This is a genomic window from Pseudomonas sp. NPDC098740, assembly GCF_044760065.1.
In the GTDB taxonomy this organism is placed as follows: Bacteria; Pseudomonadota; Gammaproteobacteria; order Pseudomonadales; family Pseudomonadaceae; genus Aquipseudomonas; species Aquipseudomonas rossensis.
The window spans coordinates 21,614-42,669 of the sequence record NZ_JBIWAM010000012.1; the positions used below are offsets into that span (position 1 = coordinate 21,614).

At 59.0% G+C, this 21,056-nt stretch carries 27 protein-coding genes; 24 read left to right on the plus strand and 3 right to left on the minus strand.

The window, feature by feature from the left end; translation table 11 throughout:
* The first annotated feature begins 38 nt into the window (after nt 1-38).
* From ACIQU2_RS16245 to recX, 20 genes are all read left to right on the plus strand, one after another.
* A complete protein-coding gene (locus ACIQU2_RS16245; RefSeq protein ID WP_347803971.1) occupies nt 39-386 on the plus strand; it encodes a phage tail tube protein in 348 nt (115 codons plus the stop codon).
* Nucleotides 383-679 (plus strand): phage tail assembly protein, encoded by a 297-nt coding sequence (locus tag ACIQU2_RS16250; RefSeq protein ID WP_046054588.1) that lies wholly within the window; start codon nt 383-385, stop codon nt 677-679. Before ACIQU2_RS16245 ends, ACIQU2_RS16250 begins: the two co-directional genes overlap by 4 nt.
* 130 nt (nt 680-809) lie before the next feature.
* A complete protein-coding gene (locus tag ACIQU2_RS16255) occupies nt 810-2,492 on the plus strand; it encodes a phage tail protein (RefSeq protein ID WP_403142501.1) in 1,683 nt (560 codons plus the stop codon).
* Nucleotides 2,479-3,717, plus strand: a complete 1,239-nt coding sequence (locus ACIQU2_RS16260; RefSeq protein WP_403142503.1) for a DNA circularization protein — start codon at nt 2,479-2,481, stop codon at nt 3,715-3,717. Before ACIQU2_RS16255 ends, ACIQU2_RS16260 begins: the two co-directional genes overlap by 14 nt.
* Nucleotides 3,718-3,720: 3 nt before the next feature.
* Nucleotides 3,721-4,764, plus strand: coding sequence for a phage baseplate assembly protein (locus tag ACIQU2_RS16265; RefSeq protein WP_403142504.1), 1,044 nt, complete (start codon nt 3,721-3,723; stop codon nt 4,762-4,764).
* Between the two features lie 176 nt (nt 4,765-4,940).
* The gene (locus tag ACIQU2_RS16270) at nt 4,941-5,450 is read left to right on the plus strand and encodes a phage baseplate assembly protein V (protein ID WP_403142506.1); all 510 of its coding nucleotides are present in this window, start codon (nt 4,941-4,943) and stop codon (nt 5,448-5,450) included.
* Nucleotides 5,450-5,806 (plus strand): phage GP46 family protein, encoded by a 357-nt coding sequence (locus ACIQU2_RS16275; protein WP_403142507.1) that lies wholly within the window; start codon nt 5,450-5,452, stop codon nt 5,804-5,806. The genes ACIQU2_RS16270 and ACIQU2_RS16275 overlap by 1 nt, the downstream gene beginning before the upstream one ends.
* Nucleotides 5,796-6,836: a baseplate J/gp47 family protein gene (locus tag ACIQU2_RS16280; protein WP_403142509.1), complete on the plus strand. Its 1,041-nt coding sequence runs from the start codon at nt 5,796-5,798 to the stop codon at nt 6,834-6,836. Before ACIQU2_RS16275 ends, ACIQU2_RS16280 begins: the two co-directional genes overlap by 11 nt.
* Nucleotides 6,827-7,426 (plus strand): YmfQ family protein, encoded by a 600-nt coding sequence (locus ACIQU2_RS16285; RefSeq protein ID WP_403142512.1) that lies wholly within the window; start codon nt 6,827-6,829, stop codon nt 7,424-7,426. The genes ACIQU2_RS16280 and ACIQU2_RS16285 overlap by 10 nt, the downstream gene beginning before the upstream one ends.
* Nucleotides 7,427-7,437: 11 nt before the next feature.
* A complete protein-coding gene (locus ACIQU2_RS16290) occupies nt 7,438-8,589 on the plus strand; it encodes a phage tail protein (RefSeq protein ID WP_347803978.1) in 1,152 nt (383 codons plus the stop codon).
* Entirely contained in the window at nt 8,586-9,101 is a 516-nt protein-coding gene (locus ACIQU2_RS16295) for a phage tail protein (protein WP_347803979.1), read from the plus strand. The genes ACIQU2_RS16290 and ACIQU2_RS16295 overlap by 4 nt, the downstream gene beginning before the upstream one ends.
* Before the next feature lie 137 nt (nt 9,102-9,238).
* Complete coding sequence (locus tag ACIQU2_RS16300; RefSeq protein ID WP_347803980.1) at nt 9,239-10,336, plus strand: phage tail protein; 1,098 nt, start codon at nt 9,239-9,241, stop codon at nt 10,334-10,336.
* Between the two features lie 7 nt (nt 10,337-10,343).
* Nucleotides 10,344-10,910, plus strand: a complete 567-nt coding sequence (locus ACIQU2_RS16305; protein WP_347803981.1) for a tail fiber assembly protein — start codon at nt 10,344-10,346, stop codon at nt 10,908-10,910.
* Nucleotides 10,911-10,932: 22 nt separating this feature from the next.
* Entirely contained in the window at nt 10,933-11,832 is a 900-nt protein-coding gene (locus tag ACIQU2_RS16310; protein ID WP_347803982.1) for a gp53-like domain-containing protein, read from the plus strand.
* Nucleotides 11,833-12,279: a phage tail assembly chaperone gene (locus tag ACIQU2_RS16315; RefSeq protein WP_347803983.1), complete on the plus strand. Its 447-nt coding sequence runs from the start codon at nt 11,833-11,835 to the stop codon at nt 12,277-12,279.
* A gap of 35 nt (nt 12,280-12,314) precedes the next feature.
* Complete coding sequence (locus tag ACIQU2_RS16320; RefSeq protein WP_347803984.1) at nt 12,315-12,878, plus strand: glycoside hydrolase family 19 protein; 564 nt, start codon at nt 12,315-12,317, stop codon at nt 12,876-12,878.
* Entirely contained in the window at nt 12,860-13,396 is a 537-nt protein-coding gene (locus tag ACIQU2_RS16325; protein ID WP_403142518.1) for a lysis system i-spanin subunit Rz, read from the plus strand. The genes ACIQU2_RS16320 and ACIQU2_RS16325 overlap by 19 nt, the downstream gene beginning before the upstream one ends.
* A gap of 80 nt (nt 13,397-13,476) precedes the next feature.
* Nucleotides 13,477-13,977: a CinA family protein gene (locus ACIQU2_RS16330; protein WP_403142521.1), complete on the plus strand. Its 501-nt coding sequence runs from the start codon at nt 13,477-13,479 to the stop codon at nt 13,975-13,977.
* An 83-nt stretch (nt 13,978-14,060) separates the two neighbouring features.
* On the plus strand, nt 14,061-15,113 hold the full coding sequence (gene recA / locus ACIQU2_RS16335) for a recombinase RecA (RefSeq protein ID WP_403142523.1): 1,053 nt from the start codon (nt 14,061-14,063) through the stop codon (nt 15,111-15,113).
* Between the two features lie 8 nt (nt 15,114-15,121).
* On the plus strand, nt 15,122-15,589 hold the full coding sequence (gene recX / locus ACIQU2_RS16340) for a recombination regulator RecX (RefSeq protein WP_046046277.1): 468 nt from the start codon (nt 15,122-15,124) through the stop codon (nt 15,587-15,589).
* 41 nt (nt 15,590-15,630) lie between these two features.
* Here recX and ACIQU2_RS16345 read toward each other — a convergent pair whose 3' ends face one another.
* A complete protein-coding gene (locus tag ACIQU2_RS16345; protein ID WP_347803987.1) occupies nt 15,631-16,749 on the minus strand; it encodes a TIGR00730 family Rossman fold protein in 1,119 nt (372 codons plus the stop codon).
* A 367-nt stretch (nt 16,750-17,116) separates the two neighbouring features.
* On the opposite strand from ACIQU2_RS16345, the gene ACIQU2_RS16350 reads away from it, so the two are divergent.
* Nucleotides 17,117-17,311, plus strand: a complete 195-nt coding sequence (locus tag ACIQU2_RS16350) for a hypothetical protein (RefSeq protein WP_347803988.1) — start codon at nt 17,117-17,119, stop codon at nt 17,309-17,311.
* On the opposite strand, the gene ACIQU2_RS16355 is transcribed toward ACIQU2_RS16350, so the two are convergent.
* Nucleotides 17,312-17,737, minus strand: a complete 426-nt coding sequence (locus ACIQU2_RS16355) for a PA3611 family quorum-sensing-regulated virulence factor (RefSeq protein WP_403142526.1) — start codon at nt 17,735-17,737, stop codon at nt 17,312-17,314.
* A 189-nt stretch (nt 17,738-17,926) separates the two neighbouring features.
* On the opposite strand from ACIQU2_RS16355, the gene ACIQU2_RS16360 reads away from it, so the two are divergent.
* From ACIQU2_RS16360 to ACIQU2_RS16370, 3 genes are all read left to right on the plus strand, one after another.
* A complete protein-coding gene (locus ACIQU2_RS16360) occupies nt 17,927-18,685 on the plus strand; it encodes a tRNA-uridine aminocarboxypropyltransferase (protein ID WP_403142529.1) in 759 nt (252 codons plus the stop codon).
* A 210-nt stretch (nt 18,686-18,895) separates the two neighbouring features.
* A complete protein-coding gene (gene erdR, locus ACIQU2_RS16365) occupies nt 18,896-19,543 on the plus strand; it encodes a response regulator transcription factor ErdR (protein ID WP_046046272.1) in 648 nt (215 codons plus the stop codon).
* Between the two features lie 79 nt (nt 19,544-19,622).
* Nucleotides 19,623-19,985, plus strand: a complete 363-nt coding sequence (locus ACIQU2_RS16370; RefSeq protein WP_403142533.1) for a diacylglycerol kinase — start codon at nt 19,623-19,625, stop codon at nt 19,983-19,985.
* Here ACIQU2_RS16370 and ACIQU2_RS16375 read toward each other — a convergent pair.
* Nucleotides 19,982-20,908: a LysR family transcriptional regulator gene (locus ACIQU2_RS16375; RefSeq protein ID WP_008153977.1), complete on the minus strand. Its 927-nt coding sequence runs from the start codon at nt 20,906-20,908 to the stop codon at nt 19,982-19,984. The genes ACIQU2_RS16370 and ACIQU2_RS16375 overlap by 4 nt on opposite strands.
* Between the last annotated feature and the right edge of the window lie 148 nt (nt 20,909-21,056).

Below are 21,056 nucleotides of genomic sequence, written 5' to 3' on the forward strand. Positions count from 1 at the left end.
CACCTCGCGTGGGCTTTTTATTTGAAGGGAGAAACACTATGGGTCAACTGATTGCGGGCACCTGCTACGTCAAAGTGGACGGCGCTCAACTGACTATCAATGGCGGCTGCGAAGCGCCGTTGCTGGCTGTGAAACGGGAAACCGTCGTACCGGGTTTCTACAAGGAAACCGACATTGCCCCGTCGTTCAAAGTGACGGCGCTGCACACCGCGGACTTCCCGCTCAAGCAACTGATCGCAGGTTCCGACATGACCGTCACCTGCGAATTCAGCAACGGCAAAGTCTACGTACTGGCCGGCGCCTACCTGGTTGAAGAGCCTGTCTCCAAAGGCGATGACGCCACCATCGAACTGAAATTCGAAGGCATCAAGGGGACCTGGCAATGACGGGCGCCGTGAAGCTTCAAGTCGCGATCGAAGCTCACGGCGAGCCCTTGACCGAACTCAACCTGCGCCGCCCGACGGTGCAGGAAGTTCGAGCGATCAAGGCGCTGCCGTACAAGATCGACAAGAGCGAAGAAGTCAGCCTCGACATGGACGTCGCGGCCAAATACATCGCGGTGTGCGCCGGCATCCCGCCGTCGTCGGTCAATCAGTTGGACCTGGCTGACCTCAACGCGCTGAGCTGGGCTGTCGCGAGTTTTTTCATGAGTGCGGCGTCGGAGCCATCACCGACCTGATTTCAGTCGCCTATGACCTGGCCTGGTTCTGGAAGGTTGACCCCGAACAGATGATGGCCAGGCCTTTGGATGTGCTCCGCGAATCGCTGGAGCACGCGCAACGGATCAATGCGATGCAGCAGGTGCAGTGATGGCAGACGAAGACACGATAAAAAAATCGGTGCTGTTGACCGGCATCGACGAACTGTCCCCCAAGCTCAAAGCCCTTGTTTCGAAGGTCGACAGCTTCAAAAGTAACCTTGAGCAGGTCGGCCTCGGCAAGCTGGATATCAGCGGTCTGTTCAAGGGCGGTAGCGTGATCACGCCGTTCGTGGAGGGGATCAAGGCGTCCGATGCGTTCAAGGGTAAATTGGCAGAGGTCAGTGAGTCGGCCAAGGCGGTTGACCTGCCGAGCGCACCCGAGAGCGCCGCGCAAGGCATGAATATTTTCAGCGCGTCGATGGCCAAGGTCTCGACCTCCATCGACGCCGCGCTGGCACCGGCGGTCGCCACGCTAGTGGTCGGTCTTGAGCCCTTGTTGACTGGTATCGGCAGCTTGCTCAACGACAACCCGAAACTGGTGGAAGGACTGGCAATCGGTGCCATGGCGTTCTCGGCGATGCAAACCGCCGTGACCGGTGCGACCCAGGTTTTCGACCTGATGAACAGGGTGCTCAAGACCAATCCGATCATGCTGATTGCCATGGGCGTCGCGTTGGCGGCCGGTTTGATCATTGGCAACTGGACGCCGATTTCAGCGTTCTTCATCAACCTTTGGGACGGCGTGAAAAATGTCGCCACGAAGGCCATGGCGGTGTTGAACACGGTATTCAGCTGGACGCCGCTCGGCATGATGATCGCCAATTGGACGCCAATTGCCGGGTTCTTTTCCGTTATCTGGGAGGACATAAAAGCGGTGACCGCGTCGGTGGTGGGCTTCCTCAAAACGGCTTTTTCCTGGACGCCCTACGGGATGATCATCGACAACTGGGCCGGGTTGACCGGTCTGTTCTCGGCGATCTGGGAATTGCTCAAGGCCCTGACGGTGCCGGTGATCGACTTCCTCAAAGGCCTGTTCGACTGGACGCCGCTGGGCATGCTCATCAACAACTGGGGAGCCATCAGCGCGTTCTTCGATCCGCTGTGGACCGCTCTGCAAGCCTCGGCGCAAGTGGTGAAGGATTTCTTCATCAGTGTGTTCGAGTGGTCGCCGATGACGCAGATCGCGGCCAATTGGCAACCGATCAGCGAGGTGTTTTCGGCGTTGTGGGGCGTGGTGCAAGTATTGGCCGCGCCGGCGCTGGAGTTCCTGCACGGGATGTTCGAATGGTCACCGCTGGGGAAAATCATCAAGAACTGGGAACCGATCACCGAGTGGTTCAGCGATCTGTGGAAAAAGCTCCAGGACGTCATCGCGCCGATCAAGGAATTATTCGAAGGCGGCTTCGCGGGCGTGATCGCCAAAGTCACCGGCAAGGTCGAAGGCCTGACCGAGGCGCAGAAGCAAACCAATACCGAAGGCAAGGGTGAACTGGCATCGGCGTTCTTTGGCGCCAGCACCGAGCCGGCGTCGAATACAGAGTTGGTGCCCGGCAGCTTGCCGCAAAAACCGTCGATGCTGACGGGCTCGTTGACGCAAAACTCCAGCGCGCTGATCCAGCAAACTGTCGCCAACAACCGCACGCAACTCGAAGGCGGCCTGACCGTGCGCTTCGAAAACGCGCCGGCCGGCCTGCGCACCGATCAGCCGCAAACCAATCAACCGGCGCTGGCGCTGAGCTCTAGCATCGGCTACCGCTCACTTTCCCTGGGAGGCTCCAATGAGCTGGCGTGACCGTTTATTGCCGGCGTCCTTTCGAGGTGTCGGTTTCTGGGTCGATCAGGCGAAAACCCCGGTCGGCAAAAAGGGCCAGTTGCACGAGTATCCGCAGCGCGACCTACCGTTTTTCGAGAACCTTGGCCAGCAGGCGAAGATCCACGATCTGACGGTGTTCATCGTCGGTCCCGATTGCCTGGAACAGCGCGACAAGCTGCTCAAGGCGCTGGAGCAGGGCACTGGTGAACTGGTCCACCCCTGGCTGGGACGGCTGCAGGTCAAGGTCGGCGAATGCGACATGACCCATACCCGCCAGGACGGCGGGCTGGTGACGTTTGCGCTGAAGTTTTACCCCGATGAACCGTTGCCGTTTCCGACGGCTACGGTCAGCACCCAGCAAGTGTTGTTGGTATCGGCTGACCATTTCCTGGGTTCGGCGGTGGCACGTTTCGAAGATGCGATGATCTTGATCAAGGCCGCGCGGATTGGCATTGCCGACCTGCGCAACAGCATCAAGGACATCTACGGTGTCATCCAGCAACAGCTGCAACCACTGATCGATCAATACAAGCAGATCAGCGATTTGGTCAAAGCGGTCAAGGAGTTGCCCAAGGAAGTGGTAGCCGAATTCAAGGGATTGGTCGGCGACATCAAGGAACTCAAGGACTTTGCCCGTGACGGCTATCGTGGCGTGATTGCCAAGGTCTCCCAGCAGGTCGAAGCTATCCGCAAGACCGATGCACCGAAAATCACCACCGGCAAAGACACCACCGCCGCGGCCCAGGCCCTGGCCAATCTGGTGCAGGACACCTTGCTGGTGCACGCCGCCCAATGGGTCGCCGCGATGCCGGTGGCCTCCAAGGTGGTCAAGCTCGGTTCCACGCCGTCGCTGGAGCAACAAGCCGTGCAACCGGTGCAGCGCCAGGCCGTACCGGTCGCCGACGATGTGCTGGCGTTGCGCGCAGCCCTCGATGAGGCGATCCGGCAAGCATCGAACAAGGCTGATCCGGCGCACTATCAGGCCATGACGGACCTGCGGCATAAGCTCAATGCGCATCTGACGGCGGTTGCATCGTCGGGTGTCAGGCTGGTGAGCAAGTCGTTCCAGGAGAGTTTTCCGGCCCTGGTCGTCGCCTACAAGCAATTGGGCGATGCGACGCGGGTGGAGGAAGTGATCCAGCGCAACGGCGTTGTTCATCCGGGTTTCACCCCGCCGAATGACCTGAAACTCTCCGGGGAGTAAGCCATGAGTGAACTGGATAACAAGGTCACCCTGACCGTTGATGGTCTGGAGTATGGCGGTTGGAAAAGTGTGCAAATCACTGCCGATCTGGAGCGTCAGTTCCGCACCTTCAAACTCGACATCACCTGGCAATGGCCGGGGCAGACCCTGGTTCGGCGGATTCAACCCGGCGCGCCGTGCGAGGTGCGGATCGGCAACGATCTGGTACTGACCGGGTATGTGTTCAAAGCGCCGATCAGTTACGACGGGCGACAAATCAGCCTGAGCGTCGAAGGCAGTTCGAAAACCCAGGACCTGGTGGATTGCGCCGCGACCAACCGTCCCAACCAATGGCACCAGCAATCGTTGCTGAGCATCGTCGAGGCGCTGGCGTCGTCGTATTCGGTCTATGTGGCCAGTGAAATTCCGGAAACCGCCCGGCTCGGCAGTCACTCCATCGTGCCGGGGGAAACGGTCTTCCAGTCCATCGACCGGTTGCTGACGTTGTTCCGGGTGTTTTCCACCGATGATGCCCAGGGCCGGGTGATACTGGCCCGGCCGGGCAGCGGTGGGCGCGCCAGTGATGTGCTGGAACTGGGCAAGAACATTCTCTCGGCCAGCGCGCCGATGGATTACAGCCAGGTGTTCTCCGAATACCGGGTCATCGGCCAGCAAAAGGGTAATGACCAGAAGAGCGGGGCGGCGGTCAGCGAGGTCGAGGCGGTGTCCACCGACCTGGGCTTCAAGCGCAAACGGGTCACCGTGATCAATGAAGGCATGCAGATCACCTCCGAGCTGGCGCTGCAACGGGCCAACTGGGAAGCCGGCACTCGCGTCGGCAAGGCCCTGACTACTACTTACCAAGTGCAAGGCTGGCGGCAAGCCAATGGCGATTTGTGGCGCCACAACACACTGGTCAGAGTCAAGGACCCGGTGCTGGAAGTGGATGGCGACAGGCTGATCTCCAAAGTCACTTACTCGCTCTCGGCGCAGGGCTCCGTCACCACCTTGCAAGTCGCGCCGCCGCATACCTTCGACGCCAATCCGACGCCGCCCAAGAAAGCTTGAGCCCGACACGCAAAACTGTGGGAGCGAGCTTGCTCGCGATGACGGCCTCACCTTCACCGACGATGTCGCCTGACCCACCGCTATCGCGAGCAAGCTCGCTCCCACAGGGGATCTCCTGTGGGAGCAAATGCCGTGACCGGCGCCGCTCCCACCAGCCTGACCTTGAAGGAAACCCAATGAGCCTACTGACACGCCTCCTGGCGCGCGGCACTGTCGTGCTCGCCAACTCGGCTACCAAGCTTCAATCGCTGCAAATGCGCCTCACCGCCGGCGAAGTGAACGACGACATGGAGCACTTCGAACCCTACGGTTTCACCAGCAATCCGCTGGCCGGCGCTGAAGGCATCGCCACGTTTCTGGGCGGTGATCGTTCTCACGCCATCGTGCTGGTGGTCGCCGACCGCCGCTATCGCCTCAAGGCACTGGCCCAGGGCGAAGTAGCGATCTACACCGACGAAGGCGACAAGATCCACTTCAAGCGTGGACGGATCATCGACATCGAAACCGCCACCCTGAACATCCGTGCCAGCACCGCTGTGAACATCGCCACCCCGACCCTGACCCAGACCGGCAAGATCGTCTCCCAGGGCGACCAGGTCGCGGGCGGCATCAGCCAGATCAAGCACGTGCACGTCGGCGTGCAGGCGGGCAACGGCCAGACCGGCGTGCCGGCGGGAGGCCAGTGATGTTTATCAGCCAAAACCTCCACGCCGCACTGACCCGTTCAGTGCTGATCAGCCTGTTCACCTGGCGCCGCGCCGCCGATGACGATGCCCTCGATGACGAAGAACGTTTCGGCTGGTGGGGCGACACCTTTCCTACGGTCGCGGACGACCGTATCGGCTCACGCCTTTGGCTGCTGCGGCGGGTCAAGCTGACCCGGCAGACCCAGATGGACGCCGAGTTCTACGCCCGCGAAGCCTTGCAATGGCTGATCGACGACGGCCATTGCAGCGCCATCGACATCATCAGCGAACGCCTCGACGCCCAGCGCCTGGACATCAACCCTGATAACAGCTGGCAGGTGATCTATGCCGTTTGAAACCCCTTCGCTGCCGGTGCTGATCACGCGCACCCAAAGCGACCTGGCCAGCGATTCGCTGCGCCAGTCCGATGCGCAAGTGCTGGCCCGTACCCTCGGTGGTGCCGCCTATGGCCTGTATGGTTACCTCGACTGGATCGCCGAGCAGATCCTCCCGGACAAGGCCGATGAATCGACCCTGGAACGGATCGCCGCACTGCGTCTGAATCAGCCGCGCAAAGCCGCGCAATCGGCCAGTGGCAGCGTCAGCTTTACCGCCAGCGCTGGCGCTGTGCTGGACGTCGATACGCTGCTGCAATCGAACGACGGTCGCATTTACAAAGTCACTTCCGCCCGCACCACCAGCAATGGCTTGAACAGCACCACCATCGCCGCCCTCGACGCCGGCAGCCTCGGGAATGCCGACGCCGGCATGACGCTGATTCCGGTGCAGCCGATTCTGGGCATTATCGGCAACAGCTTCACGGTGCTGGCGCCGGGGTTGACCGGCGGTATCGCTCGGGAAAGTCTGGAGTCCCTGCGGTCCCGGGTGATTCGTTCTTACCGGATCATTCCTCACGGCGGTTCGGCGCAAGACTACGAAACCTGGGCGCTCGAATGTCCGGGGGTGACCCGTGCGTGGTGTCGCGGCAGCTATCCCGGTCCCGGCATTGTCAGTCTGTACATCATGCGCGACGACGATGCGCAACCCGTCCCCAATCCCGAGCAACTGGCTGAAGTTCAGGCCTACATCGAACCTCTGCGCCCGGTCACCGCCGAATTGCGTGTGCTGCCGCCGGTACAAGTGCCGGTGACCTACCGACTGAGCCTGAAGCCCGACACCACGGCCGTACGCGCCGCCGTTGAGGCGCAACTGCGCGACCTGCATAACCGCGAAGGAGGCCTGGGCGACACCCTGCTGGTGAGTCACATCCGTGAAGCCATCAGCAGCGCAACAGGTGAAAGTGATCACGATCTCAAATCACCTACCGCCGACGTCGAAGCCGAGAGCAACCAGTTGCTGACCTTCGGAGGTTGCGTATGGCAGTGATCAGAACCGCCGCGCAATACCAGGCCCAACTGCGCAGCCTGCTACCCAGCGGCCCCGCGTGGGACCCGGAGCGGGTCCCGGAACTCGAAGAAGTCCTTCAAGGCGTCGCCCAGGAACTGGCCCGCCTCGACGCTCGCGCCGTCGACCTGCTCAACGAAATGGACCCCGCCGGCGTCAGTGAACTGGTACCGGATTGGGAGCGGGTGATGAACCTGCCCGACCCGTGCCTAGGTGCGACGCCACTGTTCGACGACCGCCGCCTCGCCGTACGCCGGCGACTGCTCGCTGTTGGCAGCCAGGCCATCAGCTACTACGTCGAGATCGCCAAGAGTCAGGGTTACCCGAACGCCACCATCACCGAGCTTGAAGTCCCGCGAATGGGACGGGCCCGGTTTGGCCAGGCGCATTTTGGAACATGGCAGGCGCATTTCATGTGGACGCTGAACACCGGTGGCCGCCTGCTGCTGGGCCGACGTTTCGGCGCCAGCTACTGGGGCGAACGCTTCGGCATGAACCCGGGTTCTGCGCTGGAATGCCAGATCCATCGCAGCGCTCCGGCGCATACCAAGGTGCACATCAATTATGACTAGGGAGTAGAGGGATGGACTATCCGAAAAGTGTGCCCAGCGCCGGGTTGGTGAATGGGAAGTTTGTGGATGAAAACCCGTTGATGGGGACGCCGGGGTCGTTGATTCCGGCGGACTGGGGGAATGGGGTGACGCAGGAGATTGTGAATGTCATCAAGGCGGGGGATTTGACTCCGGATGAGACGAAGTTCGACCAATTGCTGCTGGCCATTCAGAGCGTTTCGGCCAAGGGCTGGAATCTGGATTCGGCGTTGCCGATCGGCTCTCTGCCGTCGGCCACCGTGGCGACGGCGGATGGGCGTTTGCCGGTGACCCCTGCGGCGGTTTCGACCAGTGGCGGCCGGGTGTCGATTCCGGTGGGAGTGTTGGTCAGCATTGGCCAGGAAGTCGTCGCGGGGCAGTTGGGCAGGGCGCGGACGTTTACTACCCAAGCGTGGAGCAGTGCGGATTTGATGCCGACCTCCAGCTACTTTCTTCGGGCGCAGGTGATCGGTGGGGCGCTGACCTTTTACATGCAGCGCGGAACAATCTATGACGCCGCGCCCGAAGGTTTGAAGGGCACTGTCAATGGCGGGGCGGGGGGCGGTTTTCAGTCCACGCCACTGGACCTCTGCATTGCTTGGGTGGTGACGGCTGCGCCGGGTTCCGTGCCGGTCATCAGGCCGATCTACAATCGTAATCGGTTGGCGTGGACGCAAACTGTCAACGGCAACGGTGTGGTTTACCTACCTCTGGATCCTCATGCCCGGGCGGCACGTCTGGTGGTGGGGAACCCGACGCCTTCGGCGACGGAGATCTCCGGGGTGTCGTTTGCGCCAACAGGTTGGGTTGGCGGCAACTACTGCTTTCTCTCACCGGCGCTGACCACCAGTTCCAATCACGATGGTGGTTGGACGACTCCGATGCCGTGCGTGATCTTCACCAATAACTTTGTCAACGACGCCACGGTCACGACCCTGACCGCCAGTTTCGACCATTCGCAATTGCGCTCGTTGTGGCAGTCCTACCAGGCCGAACACATGCTCGGTTCGACCAGCGCCGTCAGCGATGAATTGCTGTTCAGTATGGGGATCAAGAACCACCCCGTGTCTGATTACGCCACTGGAATCGCGGTCAACTTCGCGGCGGCAGTTAATGTCAGTCTTTCCTGGGAGTTGATTCGATGAACGTTATTCAAGAGCTTCATCAGTTTGAGGACGGTCTGCGTCCCGCACAGCCTTCTGCCGCCCATGACTGGGACGGTGAGAAATGGGTGCTGGACGCCGCGAAAATCGCTCTGCTGGAACAACAGGAAACCGAACGCCTGTGCGCCAAAGTCGATGCTGCTGCAGACAAAGCACGCACTGCTCTGGCCGGTGATCCACTCAAGGCAATGGAATATGCTCAGGCCGCCGTTGCCGCCCAAGCCTACAAGGAGGCAGGCTACCCGAAAAAGGACGTGCCGATGGCCGTCTCCGCATGGGTCGTTAAAGGCCGGACGGCCAAGCAAGCCGCTGAGCAGATCCTGAGCAAAGCCGCACAGTTGAGCGACCATCTGCGCACCCTGCGCACCCTGCGCCTCAAGGCCAAAATGCAAATCCGCGCGCACGCGGCCAAGGGCAAGATAGATCTGGCCCGCAGCGCTGGCGATGAAGCGTTGGTGGCTATTCGTGAATTCGTCAGTGGCTCGGCTGACTAGGCGAGAGCCCTTCAATTCCCCTGTTCAGGCCCACGTATTCGTGGGCCTTTTTCTTTCTTGAAAAAAACCGTGGGCGCGATTGCACCGCTAACTGCGTCGACACGGACCATTTGTTATTTCAGAGGAGAGATAGACGTATGGACTATCCAAAAAGCGTGCCCAGCGTCGGGCTGGTCAATGGCCGGTTCGTCGATGAAAACCCCGTGGCCGGGACGCCGGGATCGTTGATTCCGGCAGTTTGGGGCAACAGCGTTACCCAAGAGATTGTGAGTGTTATCGAAGGCGGCGGACTGGTTGCCTCTGAAGCGGATACCAGCCAGTTGCTCAAGGCCATCGAGGCGATTGTCGGCACGGCCAGCCCGATCCGTTCGGTGGTGACTCGGCTCAGTACATCCAAGACGCTGAGTGAGCAAGAGCTCGGTTTTGTCCTGATCGACGGCAGCCCCGGTGCCATGACGGTCACTCTGCCCGCGGCGAATGCCGGACTTGGTGTGCGCGACGTCATTCTGCGTCGCGTGGATAACAGCGGCAATCGCCTTGTCGTCCGGGCCGGCGGCACGGATCGCATTCGATTCCATACCCAACTTTCGCCGTCCGGCTATCCCTTTTTAGTGTTAATGGGGAGCGGTGACTGGTGGCATTTGCGCAGTACCGGTGACGGCAGTTGGTGGCCGGTCGGACGGTATGATGCCGCCCCTCTCGGGCGGCTGGTGTTAGATACGACCGTGCTGATCAGTCCAGGCGGTTATGGAGCGCTGAATGGCAGTCTGTTGCTGCGCAGCGAATGGCCGTGGCTGTGGGACTTCGCCCAGTCCTCGGGGGTGCTGACCACTGAAGCCGGTCGTGCGGGCAGGGAGGGTGGATGGACCAGTGGCGATGGCGCGCTGAACTTTCGCATTCCGGAAGTGCGTGGCGAGTTTCTGCGTGTCCTTGACGAGTCCAGAGGTCTGGATGTCGGGCGCACAGCGGGCAGTCTTCAGGGGCATTCCCTACAAAGCCACAACCACTATCTGCCAACCAGTACGGGTTCTTCCTTCCGTCCGGCACCTGCGATTCCGGATGGTATCTGGAATGCTTCAAGCGACGTCAATTTTTACCCAACCAGTGGATCGATCGCGACGACGTACCCTAATCCGGCGTTCGATTCTGATACCTACATAGGCAACATCGGTAATTTTTCGGGAGAAACACGCCCGCGAAACATCGCTTATCCCGGCCGTATCAAACTGATCTGAGGTGCACATGTTCAATTATCTGATGGACGACAGCGGTGCGCTGTTCGGGCCTGTCGAGTTTCCGGTCGTGCCGGGTGTCGGCGTGCAACTGCCGAGCAATGCCATGGCATTGAGTATCGAACTTTCTCCACCGCCCGGCGGATTTGCCTGGGCTTATGTCAAGGGTGCCTTGCAACAACAAGCCGACTTTCGCGGTGATGTCTATCGCACCGACACGGGGTTCAGGGAAACATGGACGACGTTGGGAGAGTTGCCGGAAGGTTTTACCACGCAACCGTGGCCGGGCGGTTTTCACAGGTGGATCGATAACGCGTGGCAAGTCGATGAAGCGGCCCGGTTGATGGATTTCAAAAAAATCATTCTCGACCAGCGCGATACTCTTCTTCGTGACGCTGTACGGCGCATTGCGCCCCTCCAATACGCCGAAGACATCGGCGATGCCAGCCATCAAGAGCAACTGCAATTGCTGGAATGGAAACTCTACAGCGTGGAGTTGAATCGCATCGAACAACAGACCGGTTTCCCCAGTGAGATCACCTGGCCTGTTGTGCCAAGCTCGGCGGAACAAGCCTGAGTTCTACACAAGGAAAAGTGCAATGGATTATCCACGGAGTGTACCCAGCGCCGGGTTGGTGAATGGAAAGTTTGTCGATGAAGACCCTGTGACGGGGGCGCCTGGGTCTTTAATTCCGGCGAGTTGGGGTAATGGAATAACCCAGGAAGTAGTAAGTGTTATCCAGGCCGCTGGAATAACCCCCGCGGAAGGGATCAATAATCAGCTTCTTACAGCATTGCGGGGCAGTGGTCTGTTTGTCACTGCCCCGCAGTTCGACAATGACAATACCGTCGCAACAACTGAGTTTGTAACCCGTAGCGGGCTGCAATATTCAGGTTTTGCGTCTTATGGCGTGGGTACTGCGCTGGCAGCGTCCAATGTGGGGGGAATTGCCAGCTTCTCCAGTACCGCACCGATAACGACGACGTTACCTGCGACCACCGGAATTGCGCATGCGAGCACCCTGCATGTCATCAATGCCGGGTCGGGAGCGCTGACAGTAACGACTGCTGGCGGTGCAGACATCATCAAGCTATCCAACGGGGCGACCGGACCGATCATTCTGGGTCTGGGAGATACGGCGGAGTTCATCAAGCTGGACAATCAGTGGCGTCTGGCAGGTGGCACGATCAGCCTGAGATATTCACCGTTGTTCTCGGGTATGACCGGCAACCCCGGTTACCAGAAGTACTCCAGCGGCAATATCGATCAATGGGGTTACGGTACGACAGATGCCAACGGGGAGGTTTTTGTCACCTTTCCGATTTCGTTTCCAACCGCCTTTGTTTCTGTCGTTGCTACTCATGTCGGCGGTGATGGCGCGATGGTCATCATGTTGGCTGGTACTGCCACGAAACAGGGCTGCCGATTGAAGGTTCGGGACATGGGTGGCTCTGTCAGGGCCGGATGGGGTGTCACGTATTTTGCCAAGGGCTATTAAATGAACGAGTTCAATGTTTTGTTTAGCGCGAGTACTTGCGGTGTTTATGTTCCAGGAATCAATACGTCGGATATTCCTTCCGATGTCATTGAGATTCCACAGGCGTACTGGGTTTCGCTCCTCCAGCAACTGGCTGTAACCCCGAAGTTGATTTCGGTGCGAGCCGATAACGGCTATCCCGTTCTTGTGGATACACCGCCTCTGGTGCCGGAGGAAGCAGCGACGGCCGAGCGCCTTTGGCGTGACACTCAGTTATCGGCCACCGACGGTATGGTCGCCCGCGACAGGGACGAACTGGAGGACGGCGGTGGCACGACGCTGACCACCGAGCAATACGCCGAGTTGCAGGCCTATCGCCGTGCACTTCGGGATTGGCCGCAAGGGTCGTTTTTTCCTTTCACTGAACATCGACCCACTACGCCACTTTGGCTGAATGGATATCTTTGACACGAACCAGACACTCGTCAGGCCCTGGGGGCTATATGACCGTTACGCAGCAACAACTACAGATCGTTATGCCCAACGCCCGCTCCCAAGCGGGCGTTTTCATTTCCGTCCTGAACACAGCCATGTCTCACCGCAACATCAACACCCCAAAACGCATCGCCGCCTTCCTTGCGCAAGTCGGTCACGAGTCGGGGCAGTTGCAGTACGTGCGTGAGTTGGGCAGCGCTCAATATTTGAGCAAGTACGACACTGGCGCACTGGCTGTGCGCCTTGGCAATACGCCAGAGCCTGACGGTGACGGTCAAAAGTATCGTGGTCGTGGCCTGATCCAGATCACCGGCCGCAACAACTACTGCCGATGCAGCCTCGGGCTGTTCGGCGATGAACGTCTGTTGTCACTGCCTGAACTACTGGAACAACCGCAATGGGCCGCCGAATCGGCCGCGTGGTTCTGGGAGCAAAATGGCTTCAACGAACTGGCCGACCGCGACCAGTTCAACAGCATCACCCGCCGCATCAACGGCGGCCTGAACGGTTTGCAGGATCGCTTGCAACTCTGGGCGCGGGCGAGGGCGGTGTTATGCCAGCCTTCGGTTTGATCCCGATGTCTTGCCGCGTCATTGGCGTTGTTCTGTTTCTGGCTGTGTTGGCCGGTGGTTCAGCGGCGCTGGCCTGGCAGTTTCAGGATTGGCGGTATGGCCGGCAGCTGGCGGAAAAGGCCAAGCTGCACGCCGAGGCACTGAATCAGCTGACTCTGGCAGCCGCAACGCAGCAACAGGCCGAGCAGGACAAGCGTCTAGCACTGGAGCAGCGTCTTTCGACCAGCGAACAAACCCATTACCGAGCGCTTAGCGATGCCCAACGTGATCAAGGTCGCCTGCGCGATCGTCTTGCCACTGCTGATGTGCGCTTGTCAGTCCTCCTCGATGCCCATGACGCTGCCTCTGTCTGTGCAGTGCCAACCGCCTCCGGAGCCAGCCGCGTGGATCATGGAGCAGCGCGCGCCCGACTTGACCCGGCGCATGCTCAACGAATTGTCGCCATCACCGATGCCGGTGACCGCGGACTGATTGCCTTGCAGGCCTGTCAGGCTTATATCAGAGCCCTCGCTCGCTAACATTTTGATCGATCCTGCGCCTTGCAAGCGCGTTACGCTCGTGTACGGTAGTTCTCATTCCGCTTGCTCAGGAGATGACCGTGAAAGAAATCACCCAACTGGCCGCTGAACTTGGCAGGCGCTTGCAGGTTCTCAATGCCCACGTTAGCGCCGCCGAGTCCTGCACCGGCGGCGGGATCAGCGAGGCGATCACCCGGATTCCGGGGAGTTCGGCATGGTTTGAGGCTGGTTATGTCACCTATTCCAATCGCCAGAAAACCGAGCAATTGAATGTCCCGGTCGAGTTGTTTGCAACGGTGGGGGCGGTCAGTCGCGAGGTGGTCGAGGCCATGGTCCGCGGCGCGCAGGAGAAAAGCCGGGCGCGATTTGCCGTGGCGGTCAGCGGTGTGGCGGGACCGGATGGCGGTTCGCCGAGCAAGCCGGTGGGCACCGTGTGGCTGGCCTGGGGCGTTGGTGAACAGGTGTTCAGCGAGGTGCAGTACTTTCCCGGCAACCGTGACGAGGTCCGCCGACAAACGGTGAAGGCCGCGCTAGAGGGGCTGCTGCGCCATGCCGCTGGAGAAATCTCAAATCAGGGGTAGGCGATCCTGAAACGCTGTGGAATAATACTGGCTACTTATACAGGTGTTGGCCGTCAGGCCTTATTGATTACGTGAGGACTTTAATGGACGACAACAAGAAGAAAGCCTTGGGTTCGGCAATGTGTAAGATCGAACGTCAATTCTGCAATGGTGCCGTAATGCGTATGGGCGATCAGGACCGTCAGGCGATCCCGGCTATCTCCACTGGCTCTCTGGGTCTGGACATCGCGCTCGGCATTGGCGGTCTGCCAAAAGGCCGTATCGTTGAAATCTACGGTCCTGAATCCTCCGGTAAAACCACGCTGACACTGTCGGTGATCGCCCAGGCTCAAAAAGCCGGCGCGACCTGCGCATTCGTCGACGCCGAACACGCCCTCGACCCTGAATACGCCGGCAAACTGGGCGTCAACGTCGACGACCTGCTGGTTTCGCAGCCGGACACCGGCGAGCAAGCCCTGGAAATCACCGACATGCTGGTGCGTTCCAACGCGGTTGACGTGATCATCGTCGACTCCGTGGCGGCTCTGGTTCCAAAGGCTGAAATCGAAGGCGAAATGGGTGACATGCACGTGGGCCTGCAAGCCCGTCTGATGTCCCAGGCGCTGCGTAAAATCACCGGTAACATCAAGAACGCCAACTGCCTGGTTATCTTTATCAACCAGATCCGTATGAAAATCGGTGTGATGTTCGGCAGCCCGGAAACCACCACCGGTGGTAACGCGCTGAAGTTCTACGCTTCGGTTCGTCTGGACATCCGCCGTACCGGCGCGGTGAAAGAAGGTGACGAGGTTGTCGGTAGCGAAACCCGCGTCAAGGTTGTGAAGAACAAGGTGGCTTCGCCGTTCCGTCAGGCCGAGTTCCAGATTCTTTACGGCAAAGGCATCTACCTCAACGGCGAGATGATCGACCTGGGCGTGCTGCACGGTTTTGTTGAGAAGTCCGGCGCCTGGTATGCCTATGAAGGCACCAAGATCGGTCAGGGCAAGGCTAACTCGGCCAAGTTCCTGGCAGACAATCCGGAAATCGCCGCCAAGCTCGAGAAGCAGCTGCGCGACAAGTTGCTGACTCCAGCGCCGGACGTTAAAGCATCGCCAGTCAAAGAGACTGCTGATGACCTGGCTGACGCTGATATCTGATTGATCCGATGACCGCCGTACTCGATACACTCGTCGCGGTGCGGCGAACCGCAATGGACCTGCTCGCGCGACGCGAGCACGGTCGAGTCGAGTTGACGCGTAAACTGCGTCAACGCGGCGCCCTCCCTGAAATGATCGACACGGCACTCGACCGTTTGACGGAAGAAGGCCTGCTGTCCGAATCCCGTTATCTCGAAAGCTTTGTTTCCTACCGTTCCCGTTCCGGTTATGGCCCTTTGCGTATTCGTGAAGAGTTGAGCCAGCGCGGCCTGCAGCGTACTGACATCGAACTTGCTTTGCGCGAGAGCGGTATCAACTGGCAGGAACAACTGGAAGACACCTGGCGGCGAAAGTTTTCCGGGCATTTACCGATAGACGCCCGGGAACGTGCCAAACAAGGCAGGTTCCTGAGTTATCGGGGATATTCCATGGAAATGATCAGCCGCTTGTTCAGCGGCCGAGGGATGGACGATTGACTGAAACGGCTCGCTATTTCGATAGCGGGCCGTTTTTTTATCTACGTAACTTTGGACGGTTCCCGCGTGCGCTGTTGCGCCTGGAGGTTGGACTGCGCCCAGTTTTCCGGCAGGTTGATGTAGTCCACCAGTTCCCGCAGGCGTCCATGATCACGGGCGTTGAAGGTGAAGGCGAGTCGCGCCAGGTGGCTGAACTGCGGTTCGTCGTGTTCCTCTCCGCTGTAAGCATGTTGATGGAAATGATCGCTCAGACACAGGTCGGCAAATGCCTCCTGCATGTGTTCGAGCGCCTGCTCGCTGAGCTTGTGATTCATGCGAATCACGAATTGATGCTTGAGCCAGCGGCTGGAGTGGAAGTTGCTGTAGAACTGATTGATCTGCTCCACAGCCTCTTCCGCGCTGTAGACCAGACTGACGAGCTTCATATCGGTCGGCAGGATGTAGCGATTCTCCTCCAGTTGATGGTGGATGAAGTCCAACGCACCTTGCCAGAACTTGCCGCCGGGAGCATCCAGCAATATCACGGGCACCAGCGGGCTTTTGCCAGTCTGGATCAGTGTCAGCACTTCCAGCGCTTCATCCAGGGTACCGAAACCGCCAGGGCACAGGACCAGAGCATCGGCTTCCTTGACGAAGAACAGCTTGCGGGTAAAGAAGAAGTGGAAGGGCAGCAGATTGGTGGTGCCATTGACGGTGGGATTGGCATGCTGCTCGAAGGGCAGGGTGATATTGAATCCCAGGCTGTGTGCCAGGCCAGCACCTTCGTGGGCCGCCGCCATGATGCCGCCACCGGCACCGGTGATGACCATCAGGTCTGAGCGCGCCAGCGCGGCGCCAAGTTCTCGGGCCAGACCGTACAGAGGATGTTCTATCGGTGTTCGGGCCGAGCCGAAAACGGTGACCTTGCGGCGCCCCCTGAATTGCTCCAGAACACGGAAAGCGTGTTCCAGTTCACGCAGGGCTTGCAGGGTGATCTTGGCATTCCAGCGGTTGTGATCTTCCTGGGCCATGCGTAGCACGGTCAGGATCATGTCGCGGTAGATCGGGATGTTCGGGCTGTTGGGTGAAACCAGGTTGAGTTGCTCTTCGACCTTGCTGATGAGGTCGTGGCCGCTTTCTTCAAAATGACGGCTCAGGAGGTCATTCGGTTGGTAAGGCATCAACTTCTCCTTCCATACAGGCTCTGTTTTTCCCTTGGGTGAAGGAAACATTCGCACAACAAGACGCGCAACGGGCAGCCCCTTTCCTGCCCTGAAAAGTGAACGTGAACACTATGAATCTAGACCCTCGCAGAGATTTTCGCTGACTTGATCATTGCGCCGCGAAGTCTTTCCTGGCAACCGCTTATTGGCGATTTGCAAGGTGCTTTCACCGCTCGTCTGAACGCAAGGCGAGTGTACGACAGTCTGATTTACTAAATTACAGGCAGGGCAACGACAACTTTGCGTCAAAGGCAGGACGCACGTTACAAGCGGTTCAAGGATTTTATCGCTCAAGCAAGGGCGAAGTGCACGGAGGCGGGATGTTATGACCAGAGTCATTCTGGAGATCGATACGCAACTGTATCGATTGCTGAAATCATCAGCCGAGACCAATCATTTGAGTCTCGAAGAAGAGTGCTGCCGGCGTCTGGAGGGGGCCGGCCGACGTTCCCGTTATTTGCAGGCGTTGTTGGCAGAACTGCGCGCCGAGGATGAACAGCGGCGCGCCACTTCCCGATGATTACTTCTTCTTGGCCGGAGCCGCTTTCGGGCAGTCCGATTCCTGATAGCTGGCGGAGCCGACTGAGCGGTTGGTCTTCACCTCAGTGAAGTCGTAACGCATGACCGCGCCCTTGGCCATCAGTTTGCGGAACGATGGGTTGTTGCATACAGAGGCGCCAAGCTGGAAATACACGGCTTTCGGGTCGGCACGCATCTTGTTGGCGTGGCTGCTTTGTACGCTTAGATGATTGATCAGCGTGTTGCCTTCGACGGTGTAGCCCTGATCAAGAATGTCTTCGTTGATCGCCCGTGGAGTACCAACACTGCTTTGTGTGGCGACGTTTTGCAGCTCTCTGTTGAGATTCTGCTCACTCAAGGAAGCAGCCTGAGCGCTGAAGGACGACGCCAGCAAAATGGCAGCGGTGGGAACGATAAGGCGCAGCATGAAACTCTCCTGGTTCAGTGACTGGTGGTTCGACCCGTCACATGACTGTGCGTTCAGTGGCGGCGAATTATAGGGGACGAGGCCTGGACGGTACAGGCTTGCGCCGGTTGCTCTGATAAACTGCCGCCACTTTCTGCCCTGCCGAGTGTTTTTCGTGTCGATTTTCTTCCCCTGCCGGCGTTGCCTGCGATGAACCCTGCAACCCCACGCTTTGCTGCAAACGCAGTAGCCCGCTTGCGCGATGAGCGAGAGGAAGAGGGCATCAAGCCGATTCAGGCCCGAGGCTGGAGGGCACCGCGTTGCCGAGCCTGCCGCGTGATCGAGAGCCACTGCCTGTGCGCCTGGCGCCCGCAAGTCGAGGCCCGCTCTGGCGTGTGCCTGATCATGACCAACAAGGAAGTGTTCAAGCCGAGCAACACCGGTTGGCTGATCGCCGATGTGGTGCGCGACAACCATGCGTTCATCTGGTCGCGTACGGAAGTTGATGAGCAACTGCTGGCGCTGCTGGCCGACCCGCAATGGCAACCCTATCTGGTGTTTCCGGGTGAGTACGTCGAACCCGAGCGTGTCACAAACAGCGTCGATGCCGATAGTTCGAAGCGTCCGCTGTTCATTCTGCTGGATGCCACCTGGACAGAAGCCCGGAAGATTTTCCGCAAAAGCCCCTACTTTGATCGGCTTCCGATCCTGAGCCTGTTGCCCGAGAAGCTATCGCGGTATCGGTTGCGCCGGTCGACCCGCAGCGAGCATTTATGCACGGTCGAAGTGGCGGCGTTGTGTCTCGATCTGGCGGGTGATACCGAGGCTGCGTCGGCACTGGACGCTTATTTCGATGTGTTCAGCCAACATTACCTCGATGCCAAACATCAGCTTGAAATGAATGTTTCAACACCGGCACACGCCGAGCTGATGCCTTTTGTGGAAATCGGCGCCCCTGTCACGTGCTGATTGTCGCCCATACTGCAAAGAACTGTACTGGCCATGCACCTTGACCACCCCGACTTCGCTGGGCATGCTTGGCGCCGATTAGGGCGCGGCCAAAGTTTGATACGCCGTATTCTTTACGTGGATAGCCACGTGATTGGCGTTGAACGTGCCCTGTTGGTACAGCTCCGAGGCTGTACCTCGAGTTGTTTGAAAAACAGGATCATTTGAAAAATGGCCACATACGAAATCCTGATTGCCGATGACCACCCTCTTTTTCGTAGCGCCCTGCATCAAGCGTTGACCCTGGGCCTGGGCCCGGAAGTCCGTCTGGTGGAAGTGGCAAGCATTGCTGAGTTGGAAACCCGTCTGGACGAGAAGTCCGACTGGGATCTGGTGCTGCTGGACCTGAACATGCCGGGGGCCTACGGTTTTTCAGGGCTGGTGCTGTTGCGCGGTCAGTATCCGCAAATTCCGGTGGTCATGGTGTCGGCCCAGGAAGAAGCCTCGATCATGGTCAAGTCTCGTGAATTCGGCGCCAGCGGCTTCATTCCCAAGTCCAGTGATCTGAGCGTCATCCAGAAAGCCGTACGCGCGGTGCTCGATGGTGATGTGTTCTGGCCGCCCCAGGCGTTCGAGGCGGTCAGCGTTTCCGCCGAAGCCAAGGCCGCCAGCGAAGGCCTTGCGAGCCTGACGCCTCAGCAGTTTCGTGTGCTGACCATGGTCTGTGAAGGCTTGTTGAATAAGCAGATTGCCTACGAGCTGAGCGTTTCCGAAGCGACGATCAAGGCGCATGTGACGGCGATTTTTCGGAAGCTGAATGTGCGGACCCGGACCCAGGCGGCGTTGCTTCTGCAACAACTTGAGTCAATTTCTAGCTAACCAGGCGCGGCGCGTTCACGCTTTTTTGACTTTGCTTAATTTAGCTTTCCCACTTCCTTTTTGGTCAGTTGCCTACTTTATGTCACCTTTCAAAGGCCAAACCGGCCTAAAACGCATCCTCAATGCCTCCGGCTATTCGCTGGACGGTCTGCGCGCAGCCTTCACCGGCGAAGCGGCCTTTCGGCAACTGGTGTTGCTCAACGTCATATTGATCCCGCTGTCGTTCTTCCTGAACGTCAGTCGCGTCGAGCAGGCGTTGCTGATTGCAGTCTGCCTGTTGGCGTTGATTGTCGAATTGCTCAATTCGGCAGTGGAAGCGGCCATCGACCGTATTTCCCTTGAGTTGCACCCATTGTCCAAAAACGCCAAGGACATGGGCAGCGCTGCGCAGTTCGTGACGTTGAGCATGATCGCGCTGGTCTGGGCGGTCATCCTGCTTTAAGCGATGGTAGGCAGAACGATCTCGTCGCTGCGCTGAACCCCGGCGGTGAAAGCGCGGCACAGGTCGAGGAATTCACGCATCGCCGACGTCTGATATTTCTGTTTGTGCCAGATGAAATAGAACTGCCGCGCCAGATCCAGATCCGGCGTCTCTACGGGCACCAGGCTGCCGCGGCGGAATGCATCGCGCAGTGCCAGGCGAGAAATGCAGCCAATCCCCAACCCGGACTCCACCGCACGCTTGATCGCTTCGGTGTGTTCCAGTTCCAGCCGGATATTCAGCGAGCTTCGATGGTGACGCATGGCCTGGTCAAAGGTCAGTCGCGTGCCAGAGCCCTGTTCCCGCAGAATCCAGGCTTCGTGGGTCAGCTCTTCCATGGTCGCCGTGCCGCGCTTGGCCAGTGGATGCTGGGGCGCACAGAACACCACCAGTTCATCCTCGACCCAGCTCTGTACTTCGATGTCCGGATGGCTGCAGTCACCTTCGATTAGACCCAGATCAATTTCATAGTGGGCAACCTGCTGCACAATGTTGGCAGTGTTCTGCACGTGCAGCTTCACCTGGCTTTCCGGATGGCGCTGCATGAAGCTGCCGATCAGCAAGGTGGCCAGGTAATTGCCGATGGTCAGGGTCGCGCCGACCGCCAGAGAGCCGAATCCCGACTTGCCATTGAGCAAATCTTCGATTTCTTTGGACTGGTCGAGCAGCGCCACCGCTTGCGGCAGCAGCTGTTTGCCGAGGGCGTTGAGGCTCAGCCGTTTGCCGGCGCGGTCGAACAGCTGACAGCTGGACTGACGCTCTAGCTCGGTGATCGAGGTGCTCGCCGCCGATTGCGAGAGGTTGAGCAGACCCGCAGCACGGGATACGCTTTCCTGCTGGGCGACGGCGACGAATACTTGAAGTTGACGGAGAGTAAATCGCATATCTATATAACCGATAACCCTTATCTTAATAATCCAGTTAACAGATATTGTGGCTGCCATTAGAATGCGATGCAATTGCGCACAGCAGCTCATTTTTCGCAGAGCAGGCGCAGAGCACGCGCAGACAAAATCTCCAGGAGTCCCACGT

Excerpts from the sequence above, each read along its gene's own strand:
- recX (WP_046046277.1), top strand. The coding sequence starts at position 15,122 with ATGACCGCCGTACTCGATACACTCGTCGCGGTGCGGCGAACCGCAATG.
- ACIQU2_RS16295 (WP_347803979.1), top strand. The coding sequence starts at position 8,586 with ATGAACGTTATTCAAGAGCTTCATCAGTTTGAGGACGGTCTGCGTCCC.
- ACIQU2_RS16300 (WP_347803980.1), top strand. The coding sequence starts at position 9,239 with ATGGACTATCCAAAAAGCGTGCCCAGCGTCGGGCTGGTCAATGGCCGG.
- ACIQU2_RS16360 (WP_403142529.1), top strand. The coding sequence starts at position 17,927 with ATGAACCCTGCAACCCCACGCTTTGCTGCAAACGCAGTAGCCCGCTTG.
- ACIQU2_RS16310 (WP_347803982.1), top strand. The coding sequence starts at position 10,933 with ATGGATTATCCACGGAGTGTACCCAGCGCCGGGTTGGTGAATGGAAAG.
- ACIQU2_RS16305 (WP_347803981.1), top strand. The coding sequence starts at position 10,344 with ATGTTCAATTATCTGATGGACGACAGCGGTGCGCTGTTCGGGCCTGTC.
- ACIQU2_RS16265 (WP_403142504.1), top strand. The coding sequence starts at position 3,721 with ATGAGTGAACTGGATAACAAGGTCACCCTGACCGTTGATGGTCTGGAG.
- ACIQU2_RS16350 (WP_347803988.1), top strand. The coding sequence starts at position 17,117 with ATGACCAGAGTCATTCTGGAGATCGATACGCAACTGTATCGATTGCTG.
- recA (WP_403142523.1), top strand. The coding sequence starts at position 14,061 with ATGGACGACAACAAGAAGAAAGCCTTGGGTTCGGCAATGTGTAAGATC.
- erdR (WP_046046272.1), top strand. The coding sequence starts at position 18,896 with ATGGCCACATACGAAATCCTGATTGCCGATGACCACCCTCTTTTTCGT.
- ACIQU2_RS16255 (WP_403142501.1), top strand. The coding sequence starts at position 810 with ATGGCAGACGAAGACACGATAAAAAAATCGGTGCTGTTGACCGGCATC.
- ACIQU2_RS16345 (WP_347803987.1), bottom strand. The coding sequence starts at position 16,749 with ATGCCTTACCAACCGAATGACCTCCTGAGCCGTCATTTTGAAGAAAGC.
- ACIQU2_RS16280 (WP_403142509.1), top strand. The coding sequence starts at position 5,796 with ATGCCGTTTGAAACCCCTTCGCTGCCGGTGCTGATCACGCGCACCCAA.
- ACIQU2_RS16370 (WP_403142533.1), top strand. The coding sequence starts at position 19,623 with ATGTCACCTTTCAAAGGCCAAACCGGCCTAAAACGCATCCTCAATGCC.
- ACIQU2_RS16245 (WP_347803971.1), top strand. The coding sequence starts at position 39 with ATGGGTCAACTGATTGCGGGCACCTGCTACGTCAAAGTGGACGGCGCT.
- ACIQU2_RS16285 (WP_403142512.1), top strand. The coding sequence starts at position 6,827 with ATGGCAGTGATCAGAACCGCCGCGCAATACCAGGCCCAACTGCGCAGC.
- ACIQU2_RS16325 (WP_403142518.1), top strand. The coding sequence starts at position 12,860 with ATGCCAGCCTTCGGTTTGATCCCGATGTCTTGCCGCGTCATTGGCGTT.
- ACIQU2_RS16375 (WP_008153977.1), bottom strand. The coding sequence starts at position 20,908 with ATGCGATTTACTCTCCGTCAACTTCAAGTATTCGTCGCCGTCGCCCAG.
- ACIQU2_RS16320 (WP_347803984.1), top strand. The coding sequence starts at position 12,315 with ATGACCGTTACGCAGCAACAACTACAGATCGTTATGCCCAACGCCCGC.
- ACIQU2_RS16250 (WP_046054588.1), top strand. The coding sequence starts at position 383 with ATGACGGGCGCCGTGAAGCTTCAAGTCGCGATCGAAGCTCACGGCGAG.
- ACIQU2_RS16355 (WP_403142526.1), bottom strand. The coding sequence starts at position 17,737 with ATGCTGCGCCTTATCGTTCCCACCGCTGCCATTTTGCTGGCGTCGTCC.
- ACIQU2_RS16315 (WP_347803983.1), top strand. The coding sequence starts at position 11,833 with ATGAACGAGTTCAATGTTTTGTTTAGCGCGAGTACTTGCGGTGTTTAT.
- ACIQU2_RS16260 (WP_403142503.1), top strand. The coding sequence starts at position 2,479 with ATGAGCTGGCGTGACCGTTTATTGCCGGCGTCCTTTCGAGGTGTCGGT.
- ACIQU2_RS16290 (WP_347803978.1), top strand. The coding sequence starts at position 7,438 with ATGGACTATCCGAAAAGTGTGCCCAGCGCCGGGTTGGTGAATGGGAAG.
- ACIQU2_RS16275 (WP_403142507.1), top strand. The coding sequence starts at position 5,450 with ATGTTTATCAGCCAAAACCTCCACGCCGCACTGACCCGTTCAGTGCTG.
- ACIQU2_RS16270 (WP_403142506.1), top strand. The coding sequence starts at position 4,941 with ATGAGCCTACTGACACGCCTCCTGGCGCGCGGCACTGTCGTGCTCGCC.